Below are 24,194 nucleotides of genomic sequence, written 5' to 3'. Positions count from 1 at the left end.
GTTGATGGTAGTCGTGTCAGTGGATTCGTATTGTGTATCTTTCATAGTGCGTCGTGGTTGTTCGATCGTTACTGGATGCGGCGGTATCCTTCGGAAAAGATCCCCGCAGTCAAAATGCCATCAGTCGCAATGACGGAAGAACGCTCCAAAGCTCCCATCGCAAAAGCGTTTTTGATAAAACAGTAGCGTCTGCCGGTTTTGGTTGGAGAGGCAATCTTTTGCAGGCGATTAACATCAACACTGCCGGGGTCACCAGCAATGCCAATGCAACCAATCGTGATCCCCATCGCAGCGATTTTATTTGATGCGTCCACCGGATCAAGTCGTCCCTCATCATGCCAGCCATCGCTCAGCAGCAGAATCTGCGCATGAGAATTGATGCCCGACTGCTCAAGCAGTTTGGCCGCCAACATCAAGCCCAGGCTGAGATTGGTCTTACCCATACCAGAAAGAGACTCCACTGCCTCACGCAGATCCTCGCATTTGTTGGGCGAAGTCAGTGGACACACCACCTCCGCCTCGGAGCCAAACGCCACCACCCCAATGGATTCAGTGTGCGATTTTTGCAACAGGTCCTGGTGCAATGTCCGCGTTACCAGAGCTGCCCCACCCAGGCGACTGGGAAAGTAGTCGCGCTGCAACATGCTTTCGCTGCAGTCCAAAGCAAACACTGTGTGTTTGATGACCATCCCCAGAAATTGCCCAGTATCGGAGCTGGCTTTTCAAACATAGTAAATTATCCGTAAATGCGATCTAAAAAGTAAGAAACACGCCATTCTTATGAACTAAAATCCAATCATAAGGCATCACGTTTACTACTATTAGAATTATTGAGCGCACGAACCGCATGAGCCTGACTATCGCTGAGCCTCTCGCACCAGCCCTTCTAGCGCCTGCCGCGCATGACTGGACTCCACCGCCAGTCGGTTAACATCCAATCCCCGAGGCAACTGCAAGCGGCTGGTTCTGACCCCACATTCATCAAGCATCTCCGCTGCTTGAGAGGCGCCAGTGTCACCTGCCTTATCCGCATCGTACGCCAAAATTACCTTCTTGACACCTGCCTGAGCCATTTGCTCCGTGTATTGCGTTTTCATGCCATGCGCCCCATAAATTGAAACCGTATTCTCAAACCCCAGCCCATAGCATGTCAGTGCATCAATAATCGATTCGCACAGAATCACCGTCTTCTCATCCAACGCTTGAGGATTGAACAAGGTTTGGTGAGGGCGAGACAGATAGCGGTGCTTATACTGCTCCTTCACGCTTCGTCCATAGAATTGCCTCACGGTCCCTGACGCATCACGAATGGGAACGGTGATTCGTCCAAAGAACGCATCCTGTCCTTTCTGGGTCACCAGTCCCAATTGGGTCAATCGCTTGGCGTTCTTGGGCAAAGCCTTCGCCAAAAATCCTATGCCATACCCCAAGTCAAAATCCTCGATAGCACTTGGCATGATTTTTCGGGAAGCCAGGTAGTCTTGCACAATCTCGCTATTGCTCAACTGGCGCTGGTAATATGCAGCGGCCTGTTCCAAGGCCAACGTATCCGCCAAAGTTAATGGTTGCGGAAGGTCGGGCTCGACTGGCTTAGGAGGCATACTTTCGATGGGATGACCACAAGCGAAAGCTCGGACCCGCTCCACCGCCTCATTGAAACTCAATCCAAAATGCTCCTGAGTCAGGGCAAACACATCACCCTTTGCCTGGCAGCCAAAACAATAATAACCCGAATGCGTCGAATCGACGTAGAACGATGGTGTGCCATCATCATGAAGCGGACAGTGTCCCCGATACCGGGCTCCAACCCGCTTCAACTCGGCAATTCCGCTGTGCTGCACATACGCAGCCAAATCAACGCGTCCTTTGAGCGCGTCCAGCTGTTCCCGAGAATAATAATTCGCCATTTACCCATACCAGCGGCACTTGCCAGCAGACTATTTCACCCGCGAATACAATTCAGCCCGTTCGCAAAGCAAAAAATGCTGTTCTCCGGTCAATGTCGCTCGATAGCCATCGTGCGATGCGATTCGCCTCAAGTCTTCTGCTTCGTATTGCAGCCCAAATGACTGCATGGCAGCCGCAATGGTTGCCGTAGCCATTCTGTGACTGGTCGATAAGGCTCGGATAACCGCGTTGCGCTTAAATCCAAACATGGTACCGGCTCCGAGAACCACCACTTGATCCTCCAGCCCTTTACGGTATGCGGCTTCCAGTCCCTCACGCAGGTCCCAGACCGAGCAGGTCGGAAAGTCGAGGGCATCCATTTTTCTGGATTCGAGCGTTTCGATCCCAAAACAGTTTTGGGCAATGTCTTCAAATATGTCGTCCATGTAAAAGCAGGACCACTTCCAAGTAAAAACACTTGCGCCAAATCACTGGGAGCCGCTGACCGAACAAAAGCATCACCAAGAACAATCATCTAAGCCTGAAATTAATCGAGCATGCATATGGTACTACCGCAATAACGCCATTCGATAACAGCAAATCATTACCAAAAAGGCCCGGATTTCTCCGGGCCAGAAAACGATGGAACATAACACTATGGCAATCAAGATCGACGATGACGAATCCAAGCCAATCCGAAAGCAACTAGCCCACTAAAGATAGCCCAAGTTTGGGGCTCGGGCACTTGCGACACTCGAAAACCGACCTCCCTTAAGTCTAGGCTGGCATTACCGTTATTTTGAAAGTCGCGTGTCAAATTACTGTTTCCCATATCACCATTCGAGCTTCCTCGAAAAGAGCGATTTGTAGTTGAAACAATACCTTCGTTATATTCCCACGCATTGCCTGCCATGTCGTAAAGTCCGTAAGGGCTAAGAGTGTTTTCATAAGCCCCCACGGCGGTAAATGTGCTACCAGGCGTTCCATAATTGGCTGAATTTGTTCCCCCTGGTGGATTTTCGGCAATTGGCTGTATATCACTGGCTGTTGGATAGAGGTAGTATGACGATGTCGCGGAATTGTAATAAGCCGCCTTAAACCACTCATCCTCAGAAGGAATGAAGTATAGACCCGCAGCGCTTCCAGTATTGGGGTTAATGGTGTTTCGCGTCACTGATAAGTTGCTCGGATTTGTTACGCCACCGAGCGTGTAAGCGCCATCCTCCGTTGTGGCGGCAGACTGAGAGCCAGTCGGTTGTCCATTTGACAACCAATTCGCAAAACGAGTCGCATCCCAGAAGCTCACGAAACTAATGGGACGATTTTCGTGTCCGGCAGTCGGCATGTAGACAAAACTACCACTACTGCCAGTACGTTGAATGCCGTTTAACGATCCGTCGGTTTGCATTCCATTACTATAAAGGCTGTGCGTATCAGTTTTGGCCACAGCATTCAAAAACTCAGCATATTGTGTTGTCGTTACTTCATGTTTTGAGATCGAATATTGATAGGGAACCGAACCAAAATCACCTTGAGGAGCCGCATAGGCCGGATTGCCAATATCGCCAACAATGGCCATATCGAAGTTCACTGCCGCAAAGCCGGCAATGGCGTTAATGTGAATACAGGTTATGAGTATAGTAGTTTTCATGGAATCTCCATAAAATATCTAATACAATCATAAATCTACCATAAAAATCTGATAATCATGTATCATGCTATATTCAGCAGTTACACACGAACCAACCGTAGGCAATCTGAGCGAAGTGAATAGGCTACCTAAAAAATATCAAAGCGCCCCTAATTTGGCCAACGATCCTAGGATACTGAATTGCGGTTTCAGTTCGCCACCCCGACTCCACACTGCAGCTCCGGCACCCGCCTGCGCCAAGGACTTATATTCAGTGAGCCAGACAAAGGGTAGCGGAGCCATCTTCTGGCAAACACGAGCAACACCGCGAAGTCGCTTCCATTCCTGACATACCAGCAGCACCCGGAACCCGCGACACGACTCTCCGAACTGTTTATAGCTGCCCGCCAGAAACGAATCACGGTAGGCCACCAGTTTCTCCTCAAGCACCGCTAGCGACTCAGTCCCCATATCTATCTCCAGGAAAAACAGGAGTGATTTGCCTTCATGCGTCAGGATGACAATTCCATCCGGCCACAGTGTATCCAAGGAACCGCGCCGGAATTGCACTGCAAGCCCCGGATACCGCTCCGATAACTGCATCAGCCAGATACGCACCCAATTGAGATGATACTGGTGGGAATAGCAGCGGGATTCCAGTTCCTTGCCTGACAGGCCCAACTCCCCAAGGCCCTTGAGGGTTACTGCCAGCATATTCTCTGGCCGACCCTTGCCATCTGGAGTTTGCCAGGCACCACTTCGAATCAGCCCAATGGCAGTCAATGTGCGAGCATAGCGCCGAGTCATCTGCTCACTGGCAAGTCCCGCCGCCACACTCTGGCGAACCGTTAAGCACCGATACTCAGCCAACGACTGTAAAAAGAGCGATTTTCCAGAAAGTTGCATCGCAAGCATAGCGGCGCAACCGGTGTGGCGGTTTCAGGCACTCTTACCACGAAAGGTTTCCTTACTACTTGAAAATGTAAGGAAAACTATATAAAGTAAGAATAATTCTAAAGATTATGACAATCTCAACCATGACCAGTAAGGGGCAGACAACCATCCCCAAGGAAATACGGGAGTATCTCGACTTGCACCCGCAACAGCAAATCGCTTTTGAAGCCAAGGACGGCTACGTAATAATGCGATCAGTGAATAGCTCCCTGGATCGTTTTGCAGGGATTTTGCCAAGCAAGCGTCCAGCCGCCAATAAGGCGCAGGAGCGAAAAGCTGTCGCAAAAGCACTCGCGCTTAAGGGTAAGAAGCGATGAGCAAACCGGTATTCCTCTGCGATGCCAATATCGTGATTCGCCTATTGCAATGGGATCACGAGAAACTCTCGCCGATTGCCAAGGAAGTATTTGCCAAAGCTGAGGCAGGCGACTACCTGCTGTATTTCACCAGCGGCTGCATTGCGGAAATCGTATGGGTGCTGACCAGCTACTATGAGCAGGATCGCAAACACGTCGCCAGAATCTTAAGTGAATTTCTGCAGCGACCTGGCATTCGCCTCGAACACGCCAAAGCAACGCTTGCGGCGTTGGATGACCTCCAGACCAAATCAGTTGATTACCTCGACGCCTTCCAAGCGAGGTTTGCGATCGAAAAAGGATACGCAGTCATGTCCTTTGACCGGGATTTCAAAAAATGGCCTGAACTGGGTTGGCAACTGCCCGAAAACTAGCCACGGAATCGAAGGCTATCTGCCTACAATTTTTGGCACTAAGCGATGATGGCGCTGTCAGCCTTGCAATGTGACCAGCACTCGTATTCCTTTTTTGTACCCAAGTCATTTTCGGTTCTTACGCCTTTGGTAAAGACCTGTTGCAAATGACGTTCGTCAACCTGAACCCGGTTCCAGGTAGCCAGACAGTTCAGCGAGCGGCGCTTGTCTCGTATATTGCCGATGATGGGCGCGAGTATCCTAAGGGCGTATTTACGACCTTTGCCGACCTTGAAAAGTATCTCACCGCAATGGGTCGAGGTAGCAACCAAATCTATTGCTATGCCGGGTGCATAGATCCAACCCAAGTCTCAATTGGCGATCAGACCGTGTCCATCCACGCATTTAGAGCAATGTTCGAAAAGGCAGGCGTACCACTGTCAATTGGCGTTGGCTTTAAAACCAGTTCTACGCATCATCCTCCATCACAACAGATCGGTTTCGCCCCCTTACTCATCCAAGGGAAGAAACCGTAACAACTGTCACGGCATCAACCGATACGCAGACGACGAGGCGTCCACGATAGTGGCAACAATCCAAATGGTTAGCTGAAACGTACTTGAGTGAAGCGCCTTTTGCAGCTTTGAGCCCCTTCTCGCTCAACTAGAGAAAAATCCAAACCGGCAGGATAACAAAGCAAATACTAATTGAATAAACTGATTCTTATACCTATCTATAGCTTCTTTATTATATTGAACTTACTCGATGTTTTCATACGTGTTCACTGTGCAAAAATTCCTAATAGCTTTTAGCATTGCCCAAATCCTATGCCCTATCGCAGATGCGGTGATCATCAAGGGAACTACCAGTTATCGAGATGATGCGTTTGCCGATGCGGCGTCAAGCACGGGAAGTCCACTGATATATGGTGGCGCATTAAGCATATCGGATGCCCTCTCAGGGAGCGATCTTACCACAGGTGTTGAGTTCGTGGGTGCTGAAACGGTTCAAATCGATTTCATCGATAACACCATCAAAAATATAGCAGGAAACGACTTGGTCATCTTTGAGTATGGAGCCAATCCAGAAACCATCTCCCTCACGGTCGGTTCGATGGAATCAATGTCAATTGTCTATGCCTCCGTGTTTTCCTTCCAAGAAGGTGGCACCAATATTAATGAAATTCGTGTTGATCTTAATGATTTTGGCATCGCAATGGGAAACAGTGTCTCCTCGATTTTCATCAAGGTTGGCGATTCAGCCCATAAGCCTGAAATCTCTGGAGCCGCAAGCTTGGAACCGATACCTGAACCGGGCCAGTATGCGTTAATATTTGGACTGGCAATCCTTGGATATTTGCTGCTCAGGCGCAAAGCATAGTGGCGACGATTCAGCTGTCGCCTATAAATTTAATGACGGCGACTGTCATAATAATGTAAACGAATCCTTCCCATCACAACAGATTGGTTTCGCCCCCTTACCCATCCAAGGGAAGAAACCGTAAAAACTGTCACGACATCAACCGACACACAGACGACGGGGCGTCCACGATCCGTGGCAAAGCTCCAAATGGTTAGCTGAAACTCAACAAGTGAAGCGCCTTTTGCAGCTTTGAGCGCTTTCGCGCTCGACTACTCCAACGCTTCCCGCCTTGGTTCGCCCCAAAAAGGACCATGAAAACAATCCACATCAACAACAAGGCCAAGGAAGCACTCGATCGGCACGCGCATGGAGGACAGCTGTCCATCGGCAGTTACCAGGCAGTCACCGAGGATGTCTGGGAAATCACACTCACCGATGACCTCTACGAGAGACTCACGCACATAGGACAACGCCTGCGGCAAAATGGACTCTCCTCAACCTTTAGCGATATTATCCTCACGGTAGCGCAGCACTACGAACAACACACAGCCAAAGAAATGCACTAAGCACCAACATTTATTAACACGCTGCAATTCCTTGAGCATACATGATTTACTTGGATATCGTCATCAAGGAATTACAGACCCTGATCGCATACATGGATAGGCTACCCCTTACGCTCGGCGAAGCGGAAACCTACAATGCGATGCAAAAGCTTAAGGGATCGACCGAAGCAGAAGTTCAAGCCTGCATTGAACTATCCAGACAACGGACCCTTGATGCCATCAAACGACTAACCAACCGAAAAATTACGTTCCACGACCAAACCGGTGAACTAACCTATCAGATTGTGAATTGGGAGAGCGTGTTTGCAGCCCTCAGCCACCGGGAAGATGAGCTCACCAAAGACATGGCTCACACCAAGGAATTCTCGATTGAATTTCAAGCACTGCGTATACTCTACGGTCTGCTGCTCATCTTCCATCAGCATATCGCAAAGGAATTGGTTCCAGCGAATGATCGGTAGATCGCCTGCGTTGCGTTTCACTTCTTAGACAATCGCATCGCAGCATCCAGATGTATATCAAGCTTCTTGCCTTTGGCCGTAATCTCATACAATCGCCGGGTTTCTTTCGCAGAGATTTTCACAATAGCCTTTGCAATAATCAAATCCGACAGCACCCGTTGCAGGGTGGTGTGGGATACCTGCGTTAGTTTAAACAACCTAGAATACGTTGCAGCCTCAGTGCTCAATCGCTGCAGGACCGAGTGCGTGCAGTGGATTTCCTTAAATTCATACCAGCTCATGACCTACGAAATGAGAAGGTTTATATATAACTGCTACATCGATATACCGATGCAACATGACAGCAAAATATTCAGTCAAGGATCTGGAACACATTCCAGCAGATGCACGGCTTATCGCAAGCAATCTGCTGATTGCCAATGAACTGCACGACATCGCCCAAAGCCTTCGAGAGTTACTCAATCAGCAGTGACGGCCATCGGGAAGTCCCCTGCCCCTTTCCTAATCGTACATTGAAGACGGGCGACCTACCCCTAAGCCGCCCGTCATTGTTTTCTACTTTATCTCGTTGCTTGTTACCCCATCTCCCGTAGGAGAAGATAATGCGAAACAAGGTGGATACTAATACCCCACTGTCAACTTAGAATCAAAATGCAAAGACCTTTCGCCCCATGCAGTAGACCGCCTAATATGGCAGAGCCTAAATACTTATTTTCGGGGCTCGACTAGCACGGAGCTTGCCTGCTTGGTCAACGAAAATGGATGAGATCGACCAGCAGATTGACACGCTAGCCGCCGAAATCGCCACGTTTGGCTCCCTGCTCAACGCCTTTGGTCAGTGCGATAGCAACATCATCACCATCGATCCTGACACCTTGAGCGAACTGGGCGCCATGATTGAGCGACGGGCACTCCAGATCAGAGAACAGCTCAGTAACCGATAAGGGCGCCACAGGAGTATCGACATCAGCGGGCCAGTATCTTCCACTGGAAGGATGCCAACGCCGCCCACACTGCATTTCGATCAGGGAACGCTCTGTGCTCCCCTCGAGCTGGAGAGCGACTTGTGCACAGCGGCCAACTGGAACGAGGATCCCCGCAGCGGTTGTCTGCGATGCCATCCATTACCACACGCTCCAAAGTACACGGATCCCGTTCATCGACACAATCCCGGCATGGCTCCCAACGTCTCTGTCCACTCTACACCTCAAACCATTGCGAGACTACCAGCAAGAGGCCAAGAGCGCATGGCTCCAAAACAAGCGTGGCATGGTGGTCATGCCCACTGGCACCGGCAAAACCGAAGTGGCGCTTTCCATCATCGCAGAACTACAGTGTTCGGTTCTTATTGTCTGTCCGCTCAAAGCGCTCATGTATCAATGGAAAGAACGGCTCCAGCAAGCTTTCGACTGCAAAATTGGCGTCATTGGCGATACCCATTTCCACCTCCAGCCACTCACGGTCACCACCTATAAAAGCGCGTGCATTCATATGCCCAAACTGGGCAACCAGTTCCAGTGTCTGATCTTTGATGAATGCCACCACCTGCCAGGACCCGTGCTGGGCGATTCGGCGCGAATGTCGGCGGCCCCGTATCGATTGGGACTGACGGCAACCCCAGCGGAAAGCACCGACTGTGAATCCTTAATCGGCCCAATCATCTATATGCTGCCACTCGATCAGGTTCCAACGGATTCATTGGCGAAACATCGCGTCAAACGCATCCCCGTTGAACTCACGAAATTGAACGAATCGAATACACACGGCTCGGACAAATCATCCAGCAGTTCGTCGCCGATAAACGAAAAACGATCCAAACTTTGCTTGGAAGGATGCGTATGCCGAGAGCGCCACGGAGCTTGCCGCCCGCAAAGCGCTGAAAGCCAAGCGAGCCCGCACCGCCATTGAGGACCGGGCGGCGAACAAAATCGTGATACTCGAAGAACTCTTATGCCTGCACGCCGATGCGCAAACCCTCATCTACACCGGCTCCAACCAGATGGCCTATGAACTCTCCTCCCGGTTTCTGATTCCCTGCCTGCTCGATCACTGCCACAGCGACGAACGCGCCTTCATTCTTGAAGGCTACCGTGAAGGGAAATTCAAGGCGATCATCGCCAATCAGGTGCTCGATGAGGGCATTGATGTGCCAACCGCCAAGATCGCCATCGTGCTCGGCGGAAAATCCACCACCCGGCAGGCCATCCAGCGGCTGGGACGAATCCTGCGACCCAGCGGCAACGCTCAGGCCATTCTCTACGAAATCGTCTGCGATAATACCGGAGAAGTGCAACGCTCCCGCAAACGCCGAAGAACCGATGCTTACCAAAAAGGAAGTTTATTACCACTTTGATGGCCCGCAGGTTCGACCGGACTGGATCACGCGCAAAGAATAAGCAGTATCTACCGCTGGCAGAGCGTATGCTGAATGTCTACCGCACCGGAATCGGGCTCTCGCGTAAAGAACTGCACCGACGAATCGATGCCCTTTTCGATGACGTTGACAATTGTCCTCCCAAACGCGTCGCGGCCTTTCAAAAACTGCTGGATGAGGGCGCGACTTATGAACGGGGAAATAAGTGGACGAAGCTGCGCCAGAAAGTCTATGCGCTAGCCGCCAAGAGTCACCCGCTCATCTACGAGTCCACCGAAAGCATCTTTGGGAAACCACAGCAAGAAGTAAAAACGGCCATTGCCGAAACACTCAAGCTCCCCTGGGAGGACATCGAAGATAACCTCTTCTCCGACGTCCTGCATTTTCAGCGCCTCAGCAGTTTCGAAGGGTACGCATCGCCAGAAGACCTCTTAGCCCGTTACAACGTCGCCCAAACCCAAGGCGTGCTCTTTGATGCGATTGAACTGGAGCTCTATGTTACGCGCGATCTCAAGCAGGTCATCCGTCAGGCAAAGCTGGCCCGGCTCATGCACACTATCGATAAAACCGATAGCGGCTACCGGATACTCCTCGATGGCCCCGCATCGGTGCTGCGCGAAACCCGCCGCTACGGCTCGGCAATGGCGCGATTTCTGCCCGCGCTCCTGGCCTGTCAGGACTGGCGGCTAAACGCTGCGATCAAGCTCAAGAACACAGCCTTCAACCCACGTTTTACCCTGACCTCCGACTGTCGATTGCGCAGCACCATCACACCGGATGAGGAATTTGATTCGAGCATCGAAGCCAGCTTCGCGGAAAAGTGGGGTGACCAGTCCCGGGATGGCTGGCAACTTATGCGCGAGGAACGTATTCTCCATCAAGATCAAAAAGTCTTCGTCCCCGACTTCGTGTGCGTCCATAAATCCGGCAAAGAAGTCTTCTTTGAAATCGCCGGGTTCTGGACCGAATCCTACTGGAACCGAAAACTCGAAACCTTGCGAACCTTCAAAAACATTCCCATCATTCTCGCGGTTCCCAAATCAATGGCGGGAAAATTGCCGCCCAGCGATCTTCCGGTAATCTGCTATGGTAAGTCGATTCAGTTGAAGGCCGTCTTGGAAGCACTGCAATCGACCAGACCTTAGATAACGGCCACTGGCCACCTACAGCCGAAAACCATATATACCTGAGGCACTGATATGGTGCTATGGCCAACACAGATCAACAGGAACATGTCATCGACAGCATGGTGCGGTATGCACTTACCATGAATGAAGCCCACGTATTCGAAACCTGTAGAGACACCGAAGGAATAAACGCGGAGACAATTGCCAAAGCAACACAGTTGCCTGTTGCCGAAACAAAACAGATATTGGATGCATTACTGACCAAAGAGGCGATTGCGCAGAAACCTGCTGGGACATACCGCGCCACACCATTGAAGATGCATGACCAGATCGCAGGTCTTCAGCAAATTCGAAAACTCGCTTCAAAGTTCTAAGCTAACGCCAGCACCTGACACCGAAATAATAACTTCAACCTGTTCCCACTGGTCACCTACAGCCGAAAACCATATATACCAGTTTGCCTAAATACCCACTCATGGTGAGGCAATCGGTGCGGTATTACTGCGAACTCTACAAAAAACATAAAGACCATGCGGTCGCTCTCGACATCGAGACCGAGTCCATCGACGGACCAATCTCCGTTCTTTCGCTTTGCAAGCAGCACCCCAATGGTTCCGCCGAGACCGTGCAGTTTGCCAAACATCCCGCGTTGCCCAGCAAGTCCATTGCAACCGAACTGCGAACCGCATCACTGATACTCACCTACAACGGACTCAAACATGACCTGCCCAAACTCAAGGCCGAGCAGCCCGGAGCACTCCCAGTAAACACTCCGGTCCTCGACCTCCTGTTACTCGCGCAAGCCATCGGCCTACACGGCAGCCTAAAAACACTGGAACGGGTGCTGGGCATTGCCAGGCCAAATGAAGCCGCCTCCGCAACCGGCAGAACGCATCATCTCTGGCGGCAATATCAATTGCACAATGACCAGGAAGCCCTCGAACAACTGCTCAGTTATGCGGCAGCGGATGTGCGCAATCTCTTCGCACTGGCCGATGCACTAGTCGAGTGGGCGGAAGCCAAGCTATTATTCCAGGAAACACGGGCCACAAAACCACAATTTGACGCGAGCACACTGAGCTTCGATCTCGGGTCATTCGAACAGGCTTTGCCATAGCGAAGCGAACAAAAATTCGGCTTCACGGCGCACCTTCGAAATCCACTCTACTGGAATCAATCGCCTCCGCAATCTCCCGTCGTTCTTCCTCAATCAAATGCTTCAACGTCGATTCCAGAACTGCAAGGGCGCTGAGCACATCCCGGTAACCAGAGAGACTCACCGCCGAACGGGCGCAGCCATGTTCGACTGTCAACCTTGCCAATACCGATCCGCCATTCTTGTCCAGACTTAGCTGCACATTACCGTTTTCCAATACCCGTCGCTCCATGTTCCATCCACCCATCCTGGACCTGCCTGACCAATCCTGCGAAATTGGTACTATTCGACTTTCGTCACCCGAGTAACCCGCTGACAACTAGCAGGTTACCAGAGAAAGGCAGTAACATTACATTACGCTTTTGTTACCCTTATATTACTGGTTTCGTTACCCGGTGTTCATCGCAAATCGCAGTCCCTGGCAAGCCGATCCAATGGTTAGTGATGGTGGGGCATTCGCCCTTAAATACCTTAGCCGCCCGCCTGTCCAGTGGCGAGATTCAGGGTGAGTCGCGGTGGCAAACTGCCAGCTTGATTTAACGCAATGACTGAATAAATCTCTTCGTCATGCCTAAGAAAAAATCCACCAAAAAGAAAACTGTATCCAAGAAGGCCGCCCGCAAACAGGCTGCGACCAATCGTGCCGCTGGCAAAACTCAGATATCCATCAGTCTGTCTGCGGATCTGGTCGAGCGCATAGACAAACTCGCCGCCGCCGAGAATAGGAATCGAAGTAATTTCATCGCCACGGCATTGGATGAACTGACCTCCAAATAGCCAGGAGGAATCCAATACCAGAGTGTGCTTTCAGTGTTTGTTATTGAGCGAACCAACGGTCCCGTTTCGCTGCAGTCGCAAGTACCGGTCGAAGCAATGTCTGGCCAGTTCGTCGAACCGAATCACGTTGCTGGGAATCACGACATCAATCGCTTCGGGACCGATCTGGTAGGTGAGCCGCAACTGTTTGAGCAATCCATTCTGCTCGATCTTGAGTTGCGATAGATTCGACCATGCGTATTCCTGACGCATGAGACTCAGCTTCTTTTCGTCAATGGCGATCACATATCGCCACTGCCGCAGAAACTGATGACGCCAAATCCAGTAGGCCCACCCGAGCGGCAGAAACCCGATCAGGTTCCAGGGCCAGATCGGTGCAGCAATTATCGTCACGCCAACCGCGCACCAGAACATGCACGTCGCCACTGGTTCAATGAGCGGGCCTCGAGGCAAACGATAGTTCTCGGACAATGGCGCATCGGCCATTTTATTTCACCCGCTTTAGCAAAAGTCCACGAGGGTTCACCAATACTTCGGTAAGGTGGAGTTCTTCGCCTTCAGCATTTTCATAAACCGAACGCACCACCCGACCAAGCAGTTCGATGTGGAATCGATCCCACTCCTTGCCCATCAGCATCTCTCGGTGAGCTTCACTCGCCTCGAGCAGAATGCACGGCACGATGGTAGAACCAAATTTCATTCCCGGTTTTTTACTCGGGAAATGTGTTCTCACCAAAAAGCGGATCATTTGCTCGTTGCCTGCGGAAATGGGTTTGGCCACCAGTCTGCCGCTGATCGCGCAAACGTTCATTTTCTCACCTCGGTTTCTTTGTCCTCTTGCTGCTTGGGAGCATAGAGACTGTCTTTAAGGCGGAAGATCACATGTTCCACCTTGGTGTCGATGTCTCCGATCCGGGCAATGAAGTCATCAAGCTTGCGTGTGTTCGACAGGCGCCGGGGTGACGCTGGTAGTTTGGTCTGTTGCTTTTTCATAGTAAAAACAACGAACCACCAGACATTTTAAGCACTTGCCGCCAATCGCTGGGAAAACCGCACCGTATCTTTACTCGTTTCTCCCGGCAGTCAGGTCACGCCGGATCTCTAGCATTTCTTTTAGCAGCTCCTCCTGGTTGTTCCGCAGCGACTGCTCCCGCTCTCTCACGGATTGAAGTTCGGCCTTGAGCAAGGTAATTTCATCGGATCGAGCATCCGGCGAGGTTTCATTCAACTGCCGCTGCGCATGAAAGCGTTCCATCGCGTCTAGAGAAGACGTTGGCAAGCCGCATTTATGACACCATGACGCCGATTTGCTTAACACCATCTTGCACCCTGAACAAGTATGGTGCTCGATGGTTTCGACTGGGCTTGGCGATTCGCTTTCTCGTCCGTAGTGACTGTTGAATCGACGCACCACATCATCCACCGACAGTCTGCCATATGTTCCAACAAAATGCTTCACCGTATGCCCATGCCGCTCCGCCGCCAAATCAGTGGGGAGGTTCGCCATTTTGTCGAGACGGCAACTGGAATGCCGTAGAGGGTAAAACGCCAGAGGTTTGGTCAGTGATATTTTTCGCGCAATACGCCCGATTCGAGAAACCATGCCCTTGTATCCGTAACGCTGAACCCGCATCGGTTGACCGGGCAATTTTCGCATCGAGCCCAAAGCAACCCACAGGGGATCCTCGGGGCGTTTGCTCGGATGGGCATCCAGCCATTTCATGAGGGCGGGCACACACCGGTGAGCCACCACACTTCGGGCACCCGTTTTTCCATCACGCACGTCAATGATCGCCAGAGCGTTCTCGATCTTCACGCAGGAATAATTCAGTTCATGGAATTCCGAGGGACGAAACCCGCAGTCAAGCTGAGTCAAAATAATCGCCGCCATCTGAATATCACCACTGGCCTCCGCGAGTTGCACGCCTTCCTCCCAGGTCATCATGTCCTCGGCCCGAAGCTTTTTATTGCGCGAAGCATTACGACCCACTTTCACATCCCGTAAACTCGCGGGCTTTTCCCCATCATTGAGCCAGGTTAGAAAACGACGGATCACGTTGATGTAAGTCGCATAAGTCGCGGCGCTGTACCGCCCTCGAAGATTCGCAAAGAACAAATTGACCTCATCCCGGTCGGTTAAAGCCGTTTCGACTTTGGGGAAATGAGCCAGGAGCACTCGAATCTTATCAAAGAAAATACTACGGCGTCCGGCGCTGACATCGTAGCTGACCAAAAATCGACGTAGTGCGGTTTTATTGTGCTTGGAAATTTCCTCATCCTCAAACAGGCGGGCTTCGTATCTTCGGGCCCGGGCAGCGTAGTCAACAATTGGCATCGTTACCCATCACCTCATTGCGCCCAGCTTTAAATCTACTGCTGCATTGCTGGAGTGAATGGCTGCTACGACAGCCAACATCGCAACTGGACCAGACTGGAATTTCCCATTGGGAAACTCCACTGGCATTGTCGCCAACCATAGAAAACGGTTGGGGCGTCGAACGTTTAAGTAAACGCCCTGGCCGGAGGTAACGCCTGTCGGAGTGCGCATCTCCAGCCTTCCTTGCATACTTTTCTAATTCCATCATAATTGCCACAAGTCTCCGAAAAATAGCGCCTCTTTATAAAGCTATCGCGCATGCCTGGCCTGTCGCATTACGGGGGTAAACCCGTGGTGTTTTTCTACAGAAACTTGTCCTGCTTATCCGCTTGCGCTTTGGCCAGAACATCCCGGCCCAATGCAGTCAGATCAAAAATCTTGAGATTTCGCTTGGCGGTGTAATCGACTACTTCGACCAGCAGGTGTTGCTCCAGGTATTTGATCGCCGCCAGGACATGGTTCAATCCCAAAGGATGGGTTGGAACCAGGTTTTTCCGAATCTGCGAAGCCGTCAGCGGCTTGGGCTCGAAAGTATGGTCGCGGCCGATTTCCGCCAGCACCGACATCCTTGCTTTAGCTCGACGCAGTTTAGCTTGCAGTTCTATCTCTGGTAAAGAAAGCGCATGTTGGTCCCGTTCGCTGGCCAGCACATACAGCCTGCCAGTCTGATTTTCCGGGTTCAGGCAAACAGCGACTCCCTGATCCTGAAAACTACGCAAGATGTGCCGCAAGTCCTGATAGGTCATGCGGGGCGCCTGCTCACGGGCCAATTCGAGTATCTGCTTACCGGTGCGCGGAACCCGCAGGGCCTCATGCACAGCTTGGCGCTGCTTGCCCCGGATGATTTTCTTAGCAACTGAGAAAGTGGATGTCATACGGGTAGGGACTGCCCCCTGCCGGTCATGTTTGACGCTGTATTAGTGGGGAGACCCTGTAGAATTTGGCTGACTATCCCACCAACATGGGAGTCTCTTTTTAAAGGTGCGTCATTCCGGTTGAGCATGAAAGCGCGTTGCCACTTCACAAAGGTAACGCTGCTCACGCCTCACGATGACCACCGAATCCCCAAACCCAAACCACGATGACGCCAGACCCAGCGGTCCACTAAAAAGCCCGCTCGGTTATCTGGGCGGCAAGTCGAGACTGGCGAAACAGATCGTCGAACGGATCCCCCACCACCTCTGCTATGTGGAGCCCTACTGCGGAGGCGCCTGGGTGTTTTTCACCAAGAAACCCAGCCGAGTAGAAGTGCTCAATGACATGGACGGCGAACTGGTGACCTTCTGGCGGGTGATCCAGCACCACCTTCCTGAATTCCTGCGGTGCCTCGAATTTACCACCATCTCGCGGGAAGGCTTCCAGCAGGACAACGCGCAGGACCCGAGGCTGCTCTCTGATGTGCAACGGGCTGTGCGCTACTACCGTCTCCAGCGAATGGGTTATGGCGGCAAGACCACCGGACGAACCTTCGGAACCAGTTGTGTGCGGCCCAACTCCTTCCATCCGCTGGCTGCTGAGGATATTTTACGGCAGACCTATGAGCGAATGGCGCGGACCACCATTGAGCATCTGGACGCCTGCGAGTGCATCCGCCGGTACGATTCCGAAACCACGTTCTTCTATATCGATCCACCGTACTGGGACTGCGAAAAGATGTACGCGGTTCAATTCTCGAAAGACGATTTTCTGAAACTGCGGAATGCCTTGCGGGAAGTGAAAGGCAAATTCATCCTGTCGCTCAACGACACCCCGGAGGTGCGGGAAATCTTCCAGGACTTCACCATTGAGGAAGTGACCACCAAATATTCGCTGGGCAATTCCCGAAAAGTTGAGGGCACCCGAAACGCGGATCGCAAAGAACTTTTTATCCACAATCTGGATGAGGTGAAGGCTTGAGCGAAGAGCTCCGGCGCATGTGCCAGCGGCTCCGTCCGCTAATCGGAGATGGCGCTGATGCGCTCTGGACTCAATACTCACTGGCGGAAACACCAGTTCAGAAAATGGAAGCGGCTAACCTCATTCAACTTATGGGGCTGCGGCATTTGGGCAGCGGCGCCAGTGACGCCAAGATCTGGCTCACGCCTCCGAGCGCGTCCTTTGGCGATCTGTATCTGGGTGAAGCGCTGTATCCGGGAAGGCCCCCTTCCCCACTGCGGCTGAAACGCAAAGACCTGACCAGGCACATGGGCGTCTTCGCCACCACCGGTAGCGGTAAAACAAACATAGCCTACCATTTACTCATCCAGCTCAGCAAGCAGGGAGTTCCTTGGCTAGCGATTGACTGGAAGCGAAGTTACCGGAATTTGAAGCAGCATGTCGAGCTGCGGAATCTGAAAGTGTACACGGTTGGCCGCTATGCTTCCCCGCTGGCCTGGAATCCCCTGAGACCGCCACCGGGCGTGCATCCGCATACCTGGATTCAAATTCTCGCGGAGATTCTCGAGAAAACCCATGTCTCCGGCCAAGGCGTCGCCGATGTCCTCATCGAACACATGGCCCGAGAATTCGAGTTGCGAGAAAAAGATAATTTGGATGAAGCGGCACGCTCCTGGCCGAACCTGTTTGATGTCAGGGGCCGGGTTGAACGGGCGCGGTATAGTGGACGACAGGCGCTCTGGCGGGACAGCGCCCTGCGAATCCTGCGGACCTTTACCTTCGGCCCCGCCGCCGCCAGTTTCAACTCGAGGCAGCCTATTCATCTGGAAACCCTGCTGGAGCAACCGGTCGTGCTGGAACTCGATCAGGAATTGCCCCGAAATGTGCGAACCTTTTTCAGCGAAGCGATTCTGCGGTGGATTCATCTCTACCGGCTCGGTCAGGGAGAAACCTCAAAGCTGCGCCATGTGCTGATCCTCGAAGAGGCACACAACATCTTTCCCCGAGTCACGGAAGCTGGTTTGCAAGGTGGACTCGAAAACCTCTACCGGGAAATCCGGTCCTTCGGCCAGGGACTCATCTCCATCACCCAGCATCCATCGTTGCTGCCCATCTATGTGCTGGGTAACACGCACTCCCTCATCTTCCTCTCACTCACCCATGAAGCCGACATCATCGCCGCCCGGCAGGCGCTGTTTTTACCTCGAGGCAGCGATCAGTATCTGGACCGGCTCAAACGCGGTGAAGGCATCATCAAAATCAAGGAACGAACCGGGCCCTGCCATGTTCGGTTTCCCCACATCAAAGTGAAAGCAGGCGCGATTCGGGACGAGGATCTGACCGCATGAGAAAGCGTCAATGGGTCGGCTCGGAGATTACCGAGGACTTTGACCTCCGGCAACAACGTCTGCTTGATCTGGTGCTGGCCAAAGTGCGCCATTACTATGTGGAGCTTTACCAGATGCGTGAGCGTGATCGCTACCCCCTAAGCCTGTCCCGGCTCATGAAACTCTGCCATCGCAGCGGATCAGCAACCCTGATGGCGGTGCGGGTGCTATCCTTGTCCTACGATGTCGAAAGTGAATCTACGCCAGCCCTGTACTATGACCGCGCCCCCTCCAAAAAGAATCCCATGAAACGACCGTACCGTATCTTCCTCCGGCACCGGCAACGGCAACGTCCCGTTGCATCGGAGATTGCGAATAAACCATCAGATTGAAAACCAGCCCTGAAGACAACCCCTTCGATCCCACGAAATTATTCACCGACCGGACTGGTCGGCAAAAGGCCAAGCTGGATGTCCTCGTGGCATTCCTGCACGAACGGATGCGGCTGCATCACGAGGCCTCTCAATCTTTGGAATCGGATGCGAGTCGGGTGCGACGAATGCTACAGTCATTTGAGAGCAGACGTGACGACGGGCGTCTGGATGCCTCGCCACTGGAATCCTCGCTCATATCCCAAGGCTTCGCGCTGGAGCGGGAGAATCGCTCCCAGGATCAGGCCTGCTGGCATGATCTGCTCCGGCTCATTCAGCCGCTCATGGAAGCCTGGAATGCATTCGAGGAATCCCAGGCAAAACAGGAAATACTCAAAAGCGCCAGTCAGACTTACCGGCTCAATCCCGAGGAGGATTATTCCGCCAAAGGGCATTCAACTCACAACCGGTGAAATCATGAATTTAGAACAGCAGATAGAAATTTTGAACGAAGTGGCCGAGAACATCGGCGGTGAAGTCTATGAGGGCTACAGTGGACGGTTTATGTATGGGGCCAAGTGCTATGGCATCGTTTGCGAGGAAATCGTAACCTGCATTGAAGAAGCTGCCGAGCAGGGAATCAAGGGCGCCAAATATGATAACCTGGGACTGCAATACATTGTCTACTGGCCGCACCTCAGGCGCGATTGACGAATTAGCTTGATCCAGAGGCTCATTCAATGCAATATCATTACAAATTCACTACATTACGCAATGAAAACGCTGCAAGTCAGAGTGCCCGATGAATTACGCTCCAACGCCGATCAGGTATTGGAGGATATCGGTTTGGATATGCCGACTGCCATCCGCCTGTATCTCAATAAAATTGTGCAAACCCGCAGCATCCCCTTCTCTCTGGAGGCCCCGGACGTCATCCTGAAGGAAGTCGAAGTAGACCAGCCCACCCAGCGCAAAATGGACGCCGTGGCCAAAGTCTGGCGCAAGCGCAAACAATAATGGCGCTAATCGTTGGCTATTCGATTCGCCAGTTAGAATTTGGCGAAACCATTCCCGATCAGGATAAAAGCGTTCTACTGCGCGCAGCCCGTGTTGACCTGACTACACCAATTAAAGGCGAGGATTTGCCCAAGGGAACAAGGCTGCTCAAAGCCTATGCGACCTCGCCAGCCGGCGCCAAACGCATCGTCTTCATGCTGGTCGTCGAGGAAGGCGATCTCTTTCTTCTGTTTTACCGGAATAAGAACGATCCAGTTGGAGAAAATATCACCATCAAAAACAAGGCGTTCAAAACGCAATTGTCCAAGCATCTGGATGTGTTGCTTACAGACATTGAGAACGGCAGGTTTGAAACCCTGGAAATCTGATCATGAATTGACCTCCACAAACGCCCGGGCAAATCCGAGTGGCGTCCTGCTGCGCCAGTTTTTACATTCTCTCGAAGTAAATGAGTAGAACTTACCGGTCTCTGGATCACGCAACTTCGCCATCATACTGCCATGCAAAGGTGGAACCGGCTTTTTTTCTGGCATTCGAAAATGCCCCCAAAGGCAAGTCTTCTTGCTGTAAGCCTCCACGGAAGGATTTTCCAAATACCCAGCATATTCATGAGGATGGAACATGTGTGCTGGTTTCCCAATGAATCGAGTAAGTCGCCCAACCGGATTTTCGATCAGCCAGAAATGAGGCCGGTAAATCTGAACGAGTCGAAACACGGCATCCACACAGCTCAACGCTTCCAGTAATGCCGCATCGCCTTTCTGTTTCCACCAGCGAGCGCCACTGCCTGCTAAATGCGTGCAAGGCGGAAAGGCCAGAATGCCGACGACATCAGCGTATTGCTTGGGCAAAAGCCGGACATCGGTTCCATCCAGTTGCTGGTCAACCTGAACAACGTGATAGCCGAGATTCCGGTAAAGAGTAGAAAAGACTCCTGATGCTTCGTAGAGCACCAGGATGGTTCCTCGCTGGATTACGGGAACTTTGGCAAGGTCGTGTCTTTACGAAACGTTCTTTTATCCGGCAGTTCATTCAGCCGGTATGATTTGAGCAGCGCACACGGATAGTAACCCATCCGGTCCGGCCCCATGTCATACCGCTTGGCTCCCTCCTCGCTCGGATTCAGTTGTTTTCCGCGCCATACCTCGAAGGCATGAGCATCCAAATTGACGATGTAAGCCCATTCACAGTGCAGACTGTCGTAAATAAAATCACTCCCGTCCGCCATGAAGGTCAATTTGCCATTCAGATAGGGTCTCAACGTTCCCTGAACCGGCTTGAACAGGTCATAATAATCCCGGGGTTGACGGTCGTATTTGACCTCCGGTAAATGCCTGCGCATCTCCGCGATCACCATGCCATCGTTTGGGCCGAGCTGTCGCTGTTCGCTGATCGTTACCAAGCTTCGCGCCCGCTCACGCACTATGTCCCACGCATCTGGGTCCACTTCCCTCACCTCTTCCCAGATTCTTGAGCCCAAGTGCTCCGGGTTGGAATCGTAATGGTTGTAGGCGAGTTTGTCGGCTTCATTGAGCCGAAATCCAATTAATCCTCTGGTTGCCATTCTGGTATCACCAGAGAGAAGCAACGAATGCCGCTATAAAGGGTTGTCGCCAAATCAGTGGTGTACGCTGAGATGCGGCCCGAATATCCTCAAGCAACTTTGCGCTTGGCTCGACATACGGAATCACTGAGCTAGGAAATCGACTATGGTTCGAACCGCCAGCAAATGGGATCATCGCCTGCTTATCAAAATCGCCTTGTTTGGCGGGTTAGCTCAATTGGTCCTAATCCCAGTATTTATTCTGATCGGCAATGCCTTTGCCGAAGAGGAAGAGGTGCCCTCCTCCACTGTCGTTGAAGCTGAAGTTGAAACCGCTGAGCCTAAAGAAGAATTGCCTCCAATTCATAAGTCAGACGGGACCATCGATCCATGGCGGCTACTCCAAGCTAATCGGCAGAGAACTTATGGCGACCAGAAAGCTGACCTGCATTCCCTGATTGCGCGAGGCACGCTTGCTTATAGCAATGGCGATGTCGCGGAATTCTCATTGATGCGACGCGATGAAGATAAAATTCGAGAAATCGCCGAAACCCATCAGATCAGGCTGGAATACATCAGCGACGGAGAAACCGTGCGGCGAACGCGCTCTCGTATATCCAATGGCTCAACCAGCGATTTGGAACCGGCGGAGGAGAGCCTTTGGCGCCACTCACGCCTAGCCCCCGGCATGCCGCTGGGCCAATGGCCAGGCGAAGGCACAGATGTGTCCGTTAGTCAACAGGTCGATGGCGCCTATCGCTTAGTATGGAGCGACTCGGAACTCCAGTATGAGGTCTGGCTGAATTCCGATACGCAGCTGGTTGCGAAGAGCCGACTGGCTCAGGGCGAGCAAATAATCGAAGCAACCTTCGCGGATTACCGGGAAGTGGACTCCATGCGACTGCCCCACCAGATCGCATTCACCTACTCGGATGGACGTTTTCCCGAAAGCATTCAGGTAGACGAATATCAGATTAATCCGGGACTGCTGCCCTCCCTCTTTGCGCCATAGCTTGCCAGATAAGTCGCGCCCAAGTTAATCCGCTTTGATCGTTTTCTGTGGTCTGCCCCAATTAAATCCAAGCCACTTGAGGCGATTGATTTGCCGCTTGGTCAGCTTGTTTGCGCGCCGGAGGACGCGCTGCTTACGGCACCATTTGTTGAGCGACGGATTGGTTTGAGGGCTGACGCGGCAGTGGCCATGTTCCTGTTTAAACGCCTTGAGCGCGGCGAACTGCTCATCCCATCGGTCGGTCTGCACGCCCCATGAAAACTCAATCTGGTTGAGCAAAATGACCTGTTTGCGTGGCATCGCGCCAGATGCCTTGCGCTGACGTTGATGGAGCATCCACGCCTGCAGTTCGCGGTTCCGCGTGCTGAGCTGAGGAAGCCGGAGATGACCATGTTCCTCGTAAAAGGCTTTCAGCTCCGCGTAGGCCTGCTCCCAGAGGTGTTCCCACTTGTAAAAAACAAAGCCGATGGACTTCAGCTTTGCCAACTGCTCATCAGTCAAGGGGTTGAAACCGCCAGATCCACGCTGGCGTGAACGCTGCACATCCACCCACACCGAGACCTCCTGGTATTCCGGATCCACCGTAGCGGTGGCCAGTGGACCGTGTTTGGCGTAAATCGCCTTAAGCTTCTGGAAATTAGCCTCCCACTCATCATCGTAGGGCGTCCAAACAAAGCCTATTTTATCCAGGAGCAATACCCGGCGCGGCTCCATGCGCTCGCGCTTCGTCCGCTGCTTTTTGACCCAGCAGGCCAGTTGCTCATATCGCGGTTCATTGACAGGAATTTTGCAGTGACCATGCTGCTCCATGAACGCCCGAAGCTCCTCATAGTGCCCCATCCATTGCTCATAAAGTGGGTCCCAGGAAAATCCAAGGCGCTCCAGCATCAGCCGCTGATCCGTGGGTAATTGAGCGCGGCGCTGGCGCGGCGCCCGAACCCAGAAGTTAAGGGTTCTGTGGTCCGGCCCCACGATACAATGGCCCTGCTGCTGTTGAAAATCACACAGTTCCAAATACCTCTCCAACCAGGCCATCAAATTCCGATCGCGGTAGCTGTACTGAGCCTCGGATAAATCGCGCAGTTGCTTCACACTCAATTCCGAATAGCGGGCGTCGTTGTAGTGCATCCATTCGCCCAGTGGCTTGCCCTGAAAATTGCTGCGGCGCAGTTGCTTGCCCCCGGCATCTTCCTTGGCCTGGCAATACTCACGGTAAAGCCGTCGCCAGCGAGCAGCGGACATTTTGCATGGAAGATCCGGTTGTGGAGCCGATTTCATCGAGAGGGAGAAGCAAGCAGTCAGTATAGCAGTCAGTGCCGAGTTAAGCATCATAACGGCATCAAGCCCAAGCTCCAATCAAAGGCTATCGTCAATCAGTCAGCACGCTAATTCCGCTCAAGCGGACAATTTATCCTGGATTCGACAGAGCTCGATTAGTTCCTTCTTCACTTGATGAAGATGAGCCGTCGCGGCAATGTAGTGGGCAGCGTTGGGTTCGCTGGAGTGGTAGGCGTTCAGTTTTTCTTGGGCAAACCGGGCCAAACGCTCGTACAGATCGAACGGAACGTCGACATCCGGTTCAAATTGGATGACTGGCAATATAAGCCTTGGGGACGTAGCAGCAGGAATCGTCTTCATGGCAGCAGAATCAAGTGGTGAGTGGAAACA

38 protein-coding genes are annotated in these 24,194 nt (G+C 52.2%); 21 read left to right on the top strand and 17 right to left on the bottom strand.

The genetic code is table 11. The annotated features are described in order from the left end of the window. Positions 1-68: 68 nt before the first annotated feature. The 5 genes from RBB62_RS15835 to RBB62_RS15815 all read right to left on the bottom strand — a co-directional run bounded on the left by RBB62_RS15835 (position 69) and on the right by RBB62_RS15815 (position 4,423). Positions 69-689 carry a vWA domain-containing protein gene (locus tag RBB62_RS15835; protein WP_309400009.1) on the bottom strand — a complete coding sequence of 207 codons (621 nt, stop codon included), beginning with the start codon at positions 687-689 and terminating at the stop codon, positions 69-71. A gap of 168 nt (positions 690-857) precedes the next feature. After that, entirely contained in the window at positions 858-1,907 is a 1,050-nt protein-coding gene (locus tag RBB62_RS15830; RefSeq protein WP_309400008.1) for a CHC2 zinc finger domain-containing protein, read from the bottom strand. A gap of 30 nt (positions 1,908-1,937) precedes the next feature. Beyond that, positions 1,938-2,333 (bottom strand): DUF6900 domain-containing protein, encoded by a 396-nt coding sequence (locus RBB62_RS15825; protein WP_309400007.1) that lies wholly within the window; start codon positions 2,331-2,333, stop codon positions 1,938-1,940. Between the two features lie 218 nt (positions 2,334-2,551). Next, positions 2,552-3,538, bottom strand: a complete 987-nt coding sequence (locus RBB62_RS15820; protein WP_309400006.1) for a formylglycine-generating enzyme family protein — start codon at positions 3,536-3,538, stop codon at positions 2,552-2,554. Between the two features lie 138 nt (positions 3,539-3,676). Next, positions 3,677-4,423 (bottom strand): replication-relaxation family protein, encoded by a 747-nt coding sequence (locus RBB62_RS15815; RefSeq protein ID WP_309400005.1) that lies wholly within the window; start codon positions 4,421-4,423, stop codon positions 3,677-3,679. Positions 4,424-4,539: 116 nt separating this feature from the next. Between RBB62_RS15815 and RBB62_RS15810 the strand changes: the two genes are divergently transcribed. From RBB62_RS15810 to RBB62_RS15785, 6 genes are all read left to right on the top strand, one after another. After that, positions 4,540-4,788 (top strand): AbrB/MazE/SpoVT family DNA-binding domain-containing protein, encoded by a 249-nt coding sequence (locus RBB62_RS15810; RefSeq protein WP_309400004.1) that lies wholly within the window; start codon positions 4,540-4,542, stop codon positions 4,786-4,788. Then, on the top strand, positions 4,785-5,201 hold the full coding sequence (locus RBB62_RS15805) for a type II toxin-antitoxin system VapC family toxin (protein WP_309400001.1): 417 nt from the start codon (positions 4,785-4,787) through the stop codon (positions 5,199-5,201). The genes RBB62_RS15810 and RBB62_RS15805 overlap by 4 nt, the downstream gene beginning before the upstream one ends. A gap of 146 nt (positions 5,202-5,347) precedes the next feature. Further along, positions 5,348-5,716 (top strand): hypothetical protein, encoded by a 369-nt coding sequence (locus RBB62_RS15800; protein ID WP_309400000.1) that lies wholly within the window; start codon positions 5,348-5,350, stop codon positions 5,714-5,716. A gap of 241 nt (positions 5,717-5,957) precedes the next feature. After that, positions 5,958-6,560, top strand: coding sequence for a PEP-CTERM sorting domain-containing protein (locus RBB62_RS15795; protein WP_309399999.1), 603 nt, complete (start codon positions 5,958-5,960; stop codon positions 6,558-6,560). A 293-nt stretch (positions 6,561-6,853) separates the two neighbouring features. Continuing rightward, the gene (locus RBB62_RS15790; RefSeq protein ID WP_309399998.1) at positions 6,854-7,108 is read left to right on the top strand and encodes a hypothetical protein; all 255 of its coding nucleotides are present in this window, start codon (positions 6,854-6,856) and stop codon (positions 7,106-7,108) included. A gap of 41 nt (positions 7,109-7,149) precedes the next feature. Next, on the top strand, positions 7,150-7,569 hold the full coding sequence (locus RBB62_RS15785) for a hypothetical protein (RefSeq protein ID WP_309399997.1): 420 nt from the start codon (positions 7,150-7,152) through the stop codon (positions 7,567-7,569). Between the two features lie 17 nt (positions 7,570-7,586). Here RBB62_RS15785 and RBB62_RS15780 read toward each other — a convergent pair whose 3' ends face one another. Further along, positions 7,587-7,850, bottom strand: coding sequence for a hypothetical protein (locus tag RBB62_RS15780; protein WP_309399996.1), 264 nt, complete (start codon positions 7,848-7,850; stop codon positions 7,587-7,589). A gap of 56 nt (positions 7,851-7,906) precedes the next feature. Between RBB62_RS15780 and RBB62_RS15775 the strand changes: the two genes are divergently transcribed. From RBB62_RS15775 to RBB62_RS15745, 7 genes are all read left to right on the top strand, one after another. After that, positions 7,907-8,041, top strand: coding sequence for a hypothetical protein (locus RBB62_RS15775; protein WP_309399994.1), 135 nt, complete (start codon positions 7,907-7,909; stop codon positions 8,039-8,041). 286 nt (positions 8,042-8,327) lie between these two features. Beyond that, complete coding sequence (locus tag RBB62_RS15770; RefSeq protein WP_309399993.1) at positions 8,328-8,513, top strand: hypothetical protein; 186 nt, start codon at positions 8,328-8,330, stop codon at positions 8,511-8,513. A gap of 94 nt (positions 8,514-8,607) precedes the next feature. Then, positions 8,608-9,477, top strand: a complete 870-nt coding sequence (locus RBB62_RS15765; RefSeq protein ID WP_309399992.1) for a DEAD/DEAH box helicase family protein — start codon at positions 8,608-8,610, stop codon at positions 9,475-9,477. A 22-nt stretch (positions 9,478-9,499) separates the two neighbouring features. After that, positions 9,500-9,922: a helicase-related protein gene (locus tag RBB62_RS15760; RefSeq protein ID WP_309399991.1), complete on the top strand. Its 423-nt coding sequence runs from the start codon at positions 9,500-9,502 to the stop codon at positions 9,920-9,922. After that, entirely contained in the window at positions 9,922-11,088 is a 1,167-nt protein-coding gene (locus RBB62_RS15755) for a DUF790 family protein (RefSeq protein WP_309399990.1), read from the top strand. The genes RBB62_RS15760 and RBB62_RS15755 overlap by 1 nt, the downstream gene beginning before the upstream one ends. A gap of 62 nt (positions 11,089-11,150) precedes the next feature. After that, positions 11,151-11,444 (top strand): hypothetical protein, encoded by a 294-nt coding sequence (locus RBB62_RS15750; protein WP_309399988.1) that lies wholly within the window; start codon positions 11,151-11,153, stop codon positions 11,442-11,444. An 83-nt stretch (positions 11,445-11,527) separates the two neighbouring features. Beyond that, positions 11,528-12,187 (top strand): ribonuclease H-like domain-containing protein, encoded by a 660-nt coding sequence (locus RBB62_RS15745; RefSeq protein WP_309399986.1) that lies wholly within the window; start codon positions 11,528-11,530, stop codon positions 12,185-12,187. Positions 12,188-12,209: 22 nt separating this feature from the next. Here RBB62_RS15745 and RBB62_RS15740 read toward each other — a convergent pair whose 3' ends face one another. From RBB62_RS15740 to RBB62_RS15710, 7 genes are all read right to left on the bottom strand, one after another. After that, on the bottom strand, positions 12,210-12,458 hold the full coding sequence (locus tag RBB62_RS15740) for a hypothetical protein (RefSeq protein WP_309399985.1): 249 nt from the start codon (positions 12,456-12,458) through the stop codon (positions 12,210-12,212). A 239-nt stretch (positions 12,459-12,697) separates the two neighbouring features. Beyond that, positions 12,698-13,018 (bottom strand): hypothetical protein, encoded by a 321-nt coding sequence (locus RBB62_RS15735; RefSeq protein ID WP_309399984.1) that lies wholly within the window; start codon positions 13,016-13,018, stop codon positions 12,698-12,700. Between the two features lie 15 nt (positions 13,019-13,033). Further along, the gene (locus RBB62_RS15730; RefSeq protein ID WP_309399983.1) at positions 13,034-13,489 is read right to left on the bottom strand and encodes a hypothetical protein; all 456 of its coding nucleotides are present in this window, start codon (positions 13,487-13,489) and stop codon (positions 13,034-13,036) included. 1 nt (position 13,490) lies between these two features. Continuing rightward, positions 13,491-13,784 carry a hypothetical protein gene (locus RBB62_RS15725; protein WP_309399982.1) on the bottom strand — a complete coding sequence of 98 codons (294 nt, stop codon included), beginning with the start codon at positions 13,782-13,784 and terminating at the stop codon, positions 13,491-13,493. Between the two features lie 26 nt (positions 13,785-13,810). Further along, positions 13,811-13,996, bottom strand: a complete 186-nt coding sequence (locus RBB62_RS15720) for a hypothetical protein (RefSeq protein ID WP_309399979.1) — start codon at positions 13,994-13,996, stop codon at positions 13,811-13,813. Between the two features lie 70 nt (positions 13,997-14,066). Further along, a complete protein-coding gene (locus RBB62_RS15715) occupies positions 14,067-15,338 on the bottom strand; it encodes a tyrosine-type recombinase/integrase (protein ID WP_309399978.1) in 1,272 nt (423 codons plus the stop codon). Between the two features lie 344 nt (positions 15,339-15,682). After that, the gene (locus RBB62_RS15710; RefSeq protein ID WP_309399976.1) at positions 15,683-16,255 is read right to left on the bottom strand and encodes a hypothetical protein; all 573 of its coding nucleotides are present in this window, start codon (positions 16,253-16,255) and stop codon (positions 15,683-15,685) included. Positions 16,256-16,430: 175 nt separating this feature from the next. Between RBB62_RS15710 and RBB62_RS15705 the strand changes: the two genes are divergently transcribed. The 7 genes from RBB62_RS15705 to RBB62_RS15675 all read left to right on the top strand — a co-directional run bounded on the left by RBB62_RS15705 (position 16,431) and on the right by RBB62_RS15675 (position 20,339). Continuing rightward, positions 16,431-17,276, top strand: a complete 846-nt coding sequence (locus tag RBB62_RS15705; RefSeq protein WP_309399975.1) for a DNA adenine methylase — start codon at positions 16,431-16,433, stop codon at positions 17,274-17,276. Then, positions 17,273-18,604 carry an ATP-binding protein gene (locus RBB62_RS15700; RefSeq protein WP_309399974.1) on the top strand — a complete coding sequence of 444 codons (1,332 nt, stop codon included), beginning with the start codon at positions 17,273-17,275 and terminating at the stop codon, positions 18,602-18,604. Before RBB62_RS15705 ends, RBB62_RS15700 begins: the two co-directional genes overlap by 4 nt. After that, complete coding sequence (locus RBB62_RS15695) at positions 18,601-18,975, top strand: hypothetical protein (protein ID WP_309399973.1); 375 nt, start codon at positions 18,601-18,603, stop codon at positions 18,973-18,975. Before RBB62_RS15700 ends, RBB62_RS15695 begins: the two co-directional genes overlap by 4 nt. After that, on the top strand, positions 18,972-19,427 hold the full coding sequence (locus tag RBB62_RS15690) for a hypothetical protein (protein ID WP_309399972.1): 456 nt from the start codon (positions 18,972-18,974) through the stop codon (positions 19,425-19,427). The genes RBB62_RS15695 and RBB62_RS15690 overlap by 4 nt, the downstream gene beginning before the upstream one ends. A 4-nt stretch (positions 19,428-19,431) precedes the next feature. Next, positions 19,432-19,665 carry a hypothetical protein gene (locus tag RBB62_RS15685; protein ID WP_309399971.1) on the top strand — a complete coding sequence of 78 codons (234 nt, stop codon included), beginning with the start codon at positions 19,432-19,434 and terminating at the stop codon, positions 19,663-19,665. A 63-nt stretch (positions 19,666-19,728) separates the two neighbouring features. After that, complete coding sequence (locus tag RBB62_RS15680) at positions 19,729-19,971, top strand: type II toxin-antitoxin system RelB/DinJ family antitoxin (protein ID WP_309399970.1); 243 nt, start codon at positions 19,729-19,731, stop codon at positions 19,969-19,971. After that, the gene (locus tag RBB62_RS15675; protein WP_309399969.1) at positions 19,971-20,339 is read left to right on the top strand and encodes a hypothetical protein; all 369 of its coding nucleotides are present in this window, start codon (positions 19,971-19,973) and stop codon (positions 20,337-20,339) included. Before RBB62_RS15680 ends, RBB62_RS15675 begins: the two co-directional genes overlap by 1 nt. Here the strand turns inward: RBB62_RS15675 and RBB62_RS15670 are convergent, their stop codons facing one another. Further along, positions 20,340-20,924: a hypothetical protein gene (locus tag RBB62_RS15670; RefSeq protein ID WP_309399968.1), complete on the bottom strand. Its 585-nt coding sequence runs from the start codon at positions 20,922-20,924 to the stop codon at positions 20,340-20,342. It abuts the gene before it with no gap. A 20-nt stretch (positions 20,925-20,944) separates the two neighbouring features. Then, a complete protein-coding gene (locus tag RBB62_RS15665; protein ID WP_309399967.1) occupies positions 20,945-21,535 on the bottom strand; it encodes a hypothetical protein in 591 nt (196 codons plus the stop codon). Between the two features lie 145 nt (positions 21,536-21,680). Here RBB62_RS15665 and RBB62_RS15660 point away from each other — a divergent pair, with 145 nt between their 5' ends. Then, complete coding sequence (locus RBB62_RS15660) at positions 21,681-22,526, top strand: hypothetical protein (protein WP_309399966.1); 846 nt, start codon at positions 21,681-21,683, stop codon at positions 22,524-22,526. Between the two features lie 24 nt (positions 22,527-22,550). Here RBB62_RS15660 and RBB62_RS15655 read toward each other — a convergent pair whose 3' ends face one another. Further along, positions 22,551-23,768 carry a helicase associated domain-containing protein gene (locus RBB62_RS15655; protein ID WP_309399965.1) on the bottom strand — a complete coding sequence of 406 codons (1,218 nt, stop codon included), beginning with the start codon at positions 23,766-23,768 and terminating at the stop codon, positions 22,551-22,553. 153 nt (positions 23,769-23,921) lie between these two features. Next, positions 23,922-24,164 (bottom strand): hypothetical protein, encoded by a 243-nt coding sequence (locus tag RBB62_RS15650; RefSeq protein ID WP_309399963.1) that lies wholly within the window; start codon positions 24,162-24,164, stop codon positions 23,922-23,924. Positions 24,165-24,194: the final 30 nt, after the last annotated feature.

Origin of the sequence: Cerasicoccus maritimus (assembly GCA_031296935.1) — a bacterium.
Classification (GTDB): domain Bacteria; phylum Verrucomicrobiota; class Verrucomicrobiia; order Opitutales; family Cerasicoccaceae; genus Cerasicoccus; species Cerasicoccus maritimus.
Note: the sequence above shows the minus strand (reverse complement) of the source record. Positions and strands in the feature narration are given on the sequence as shown.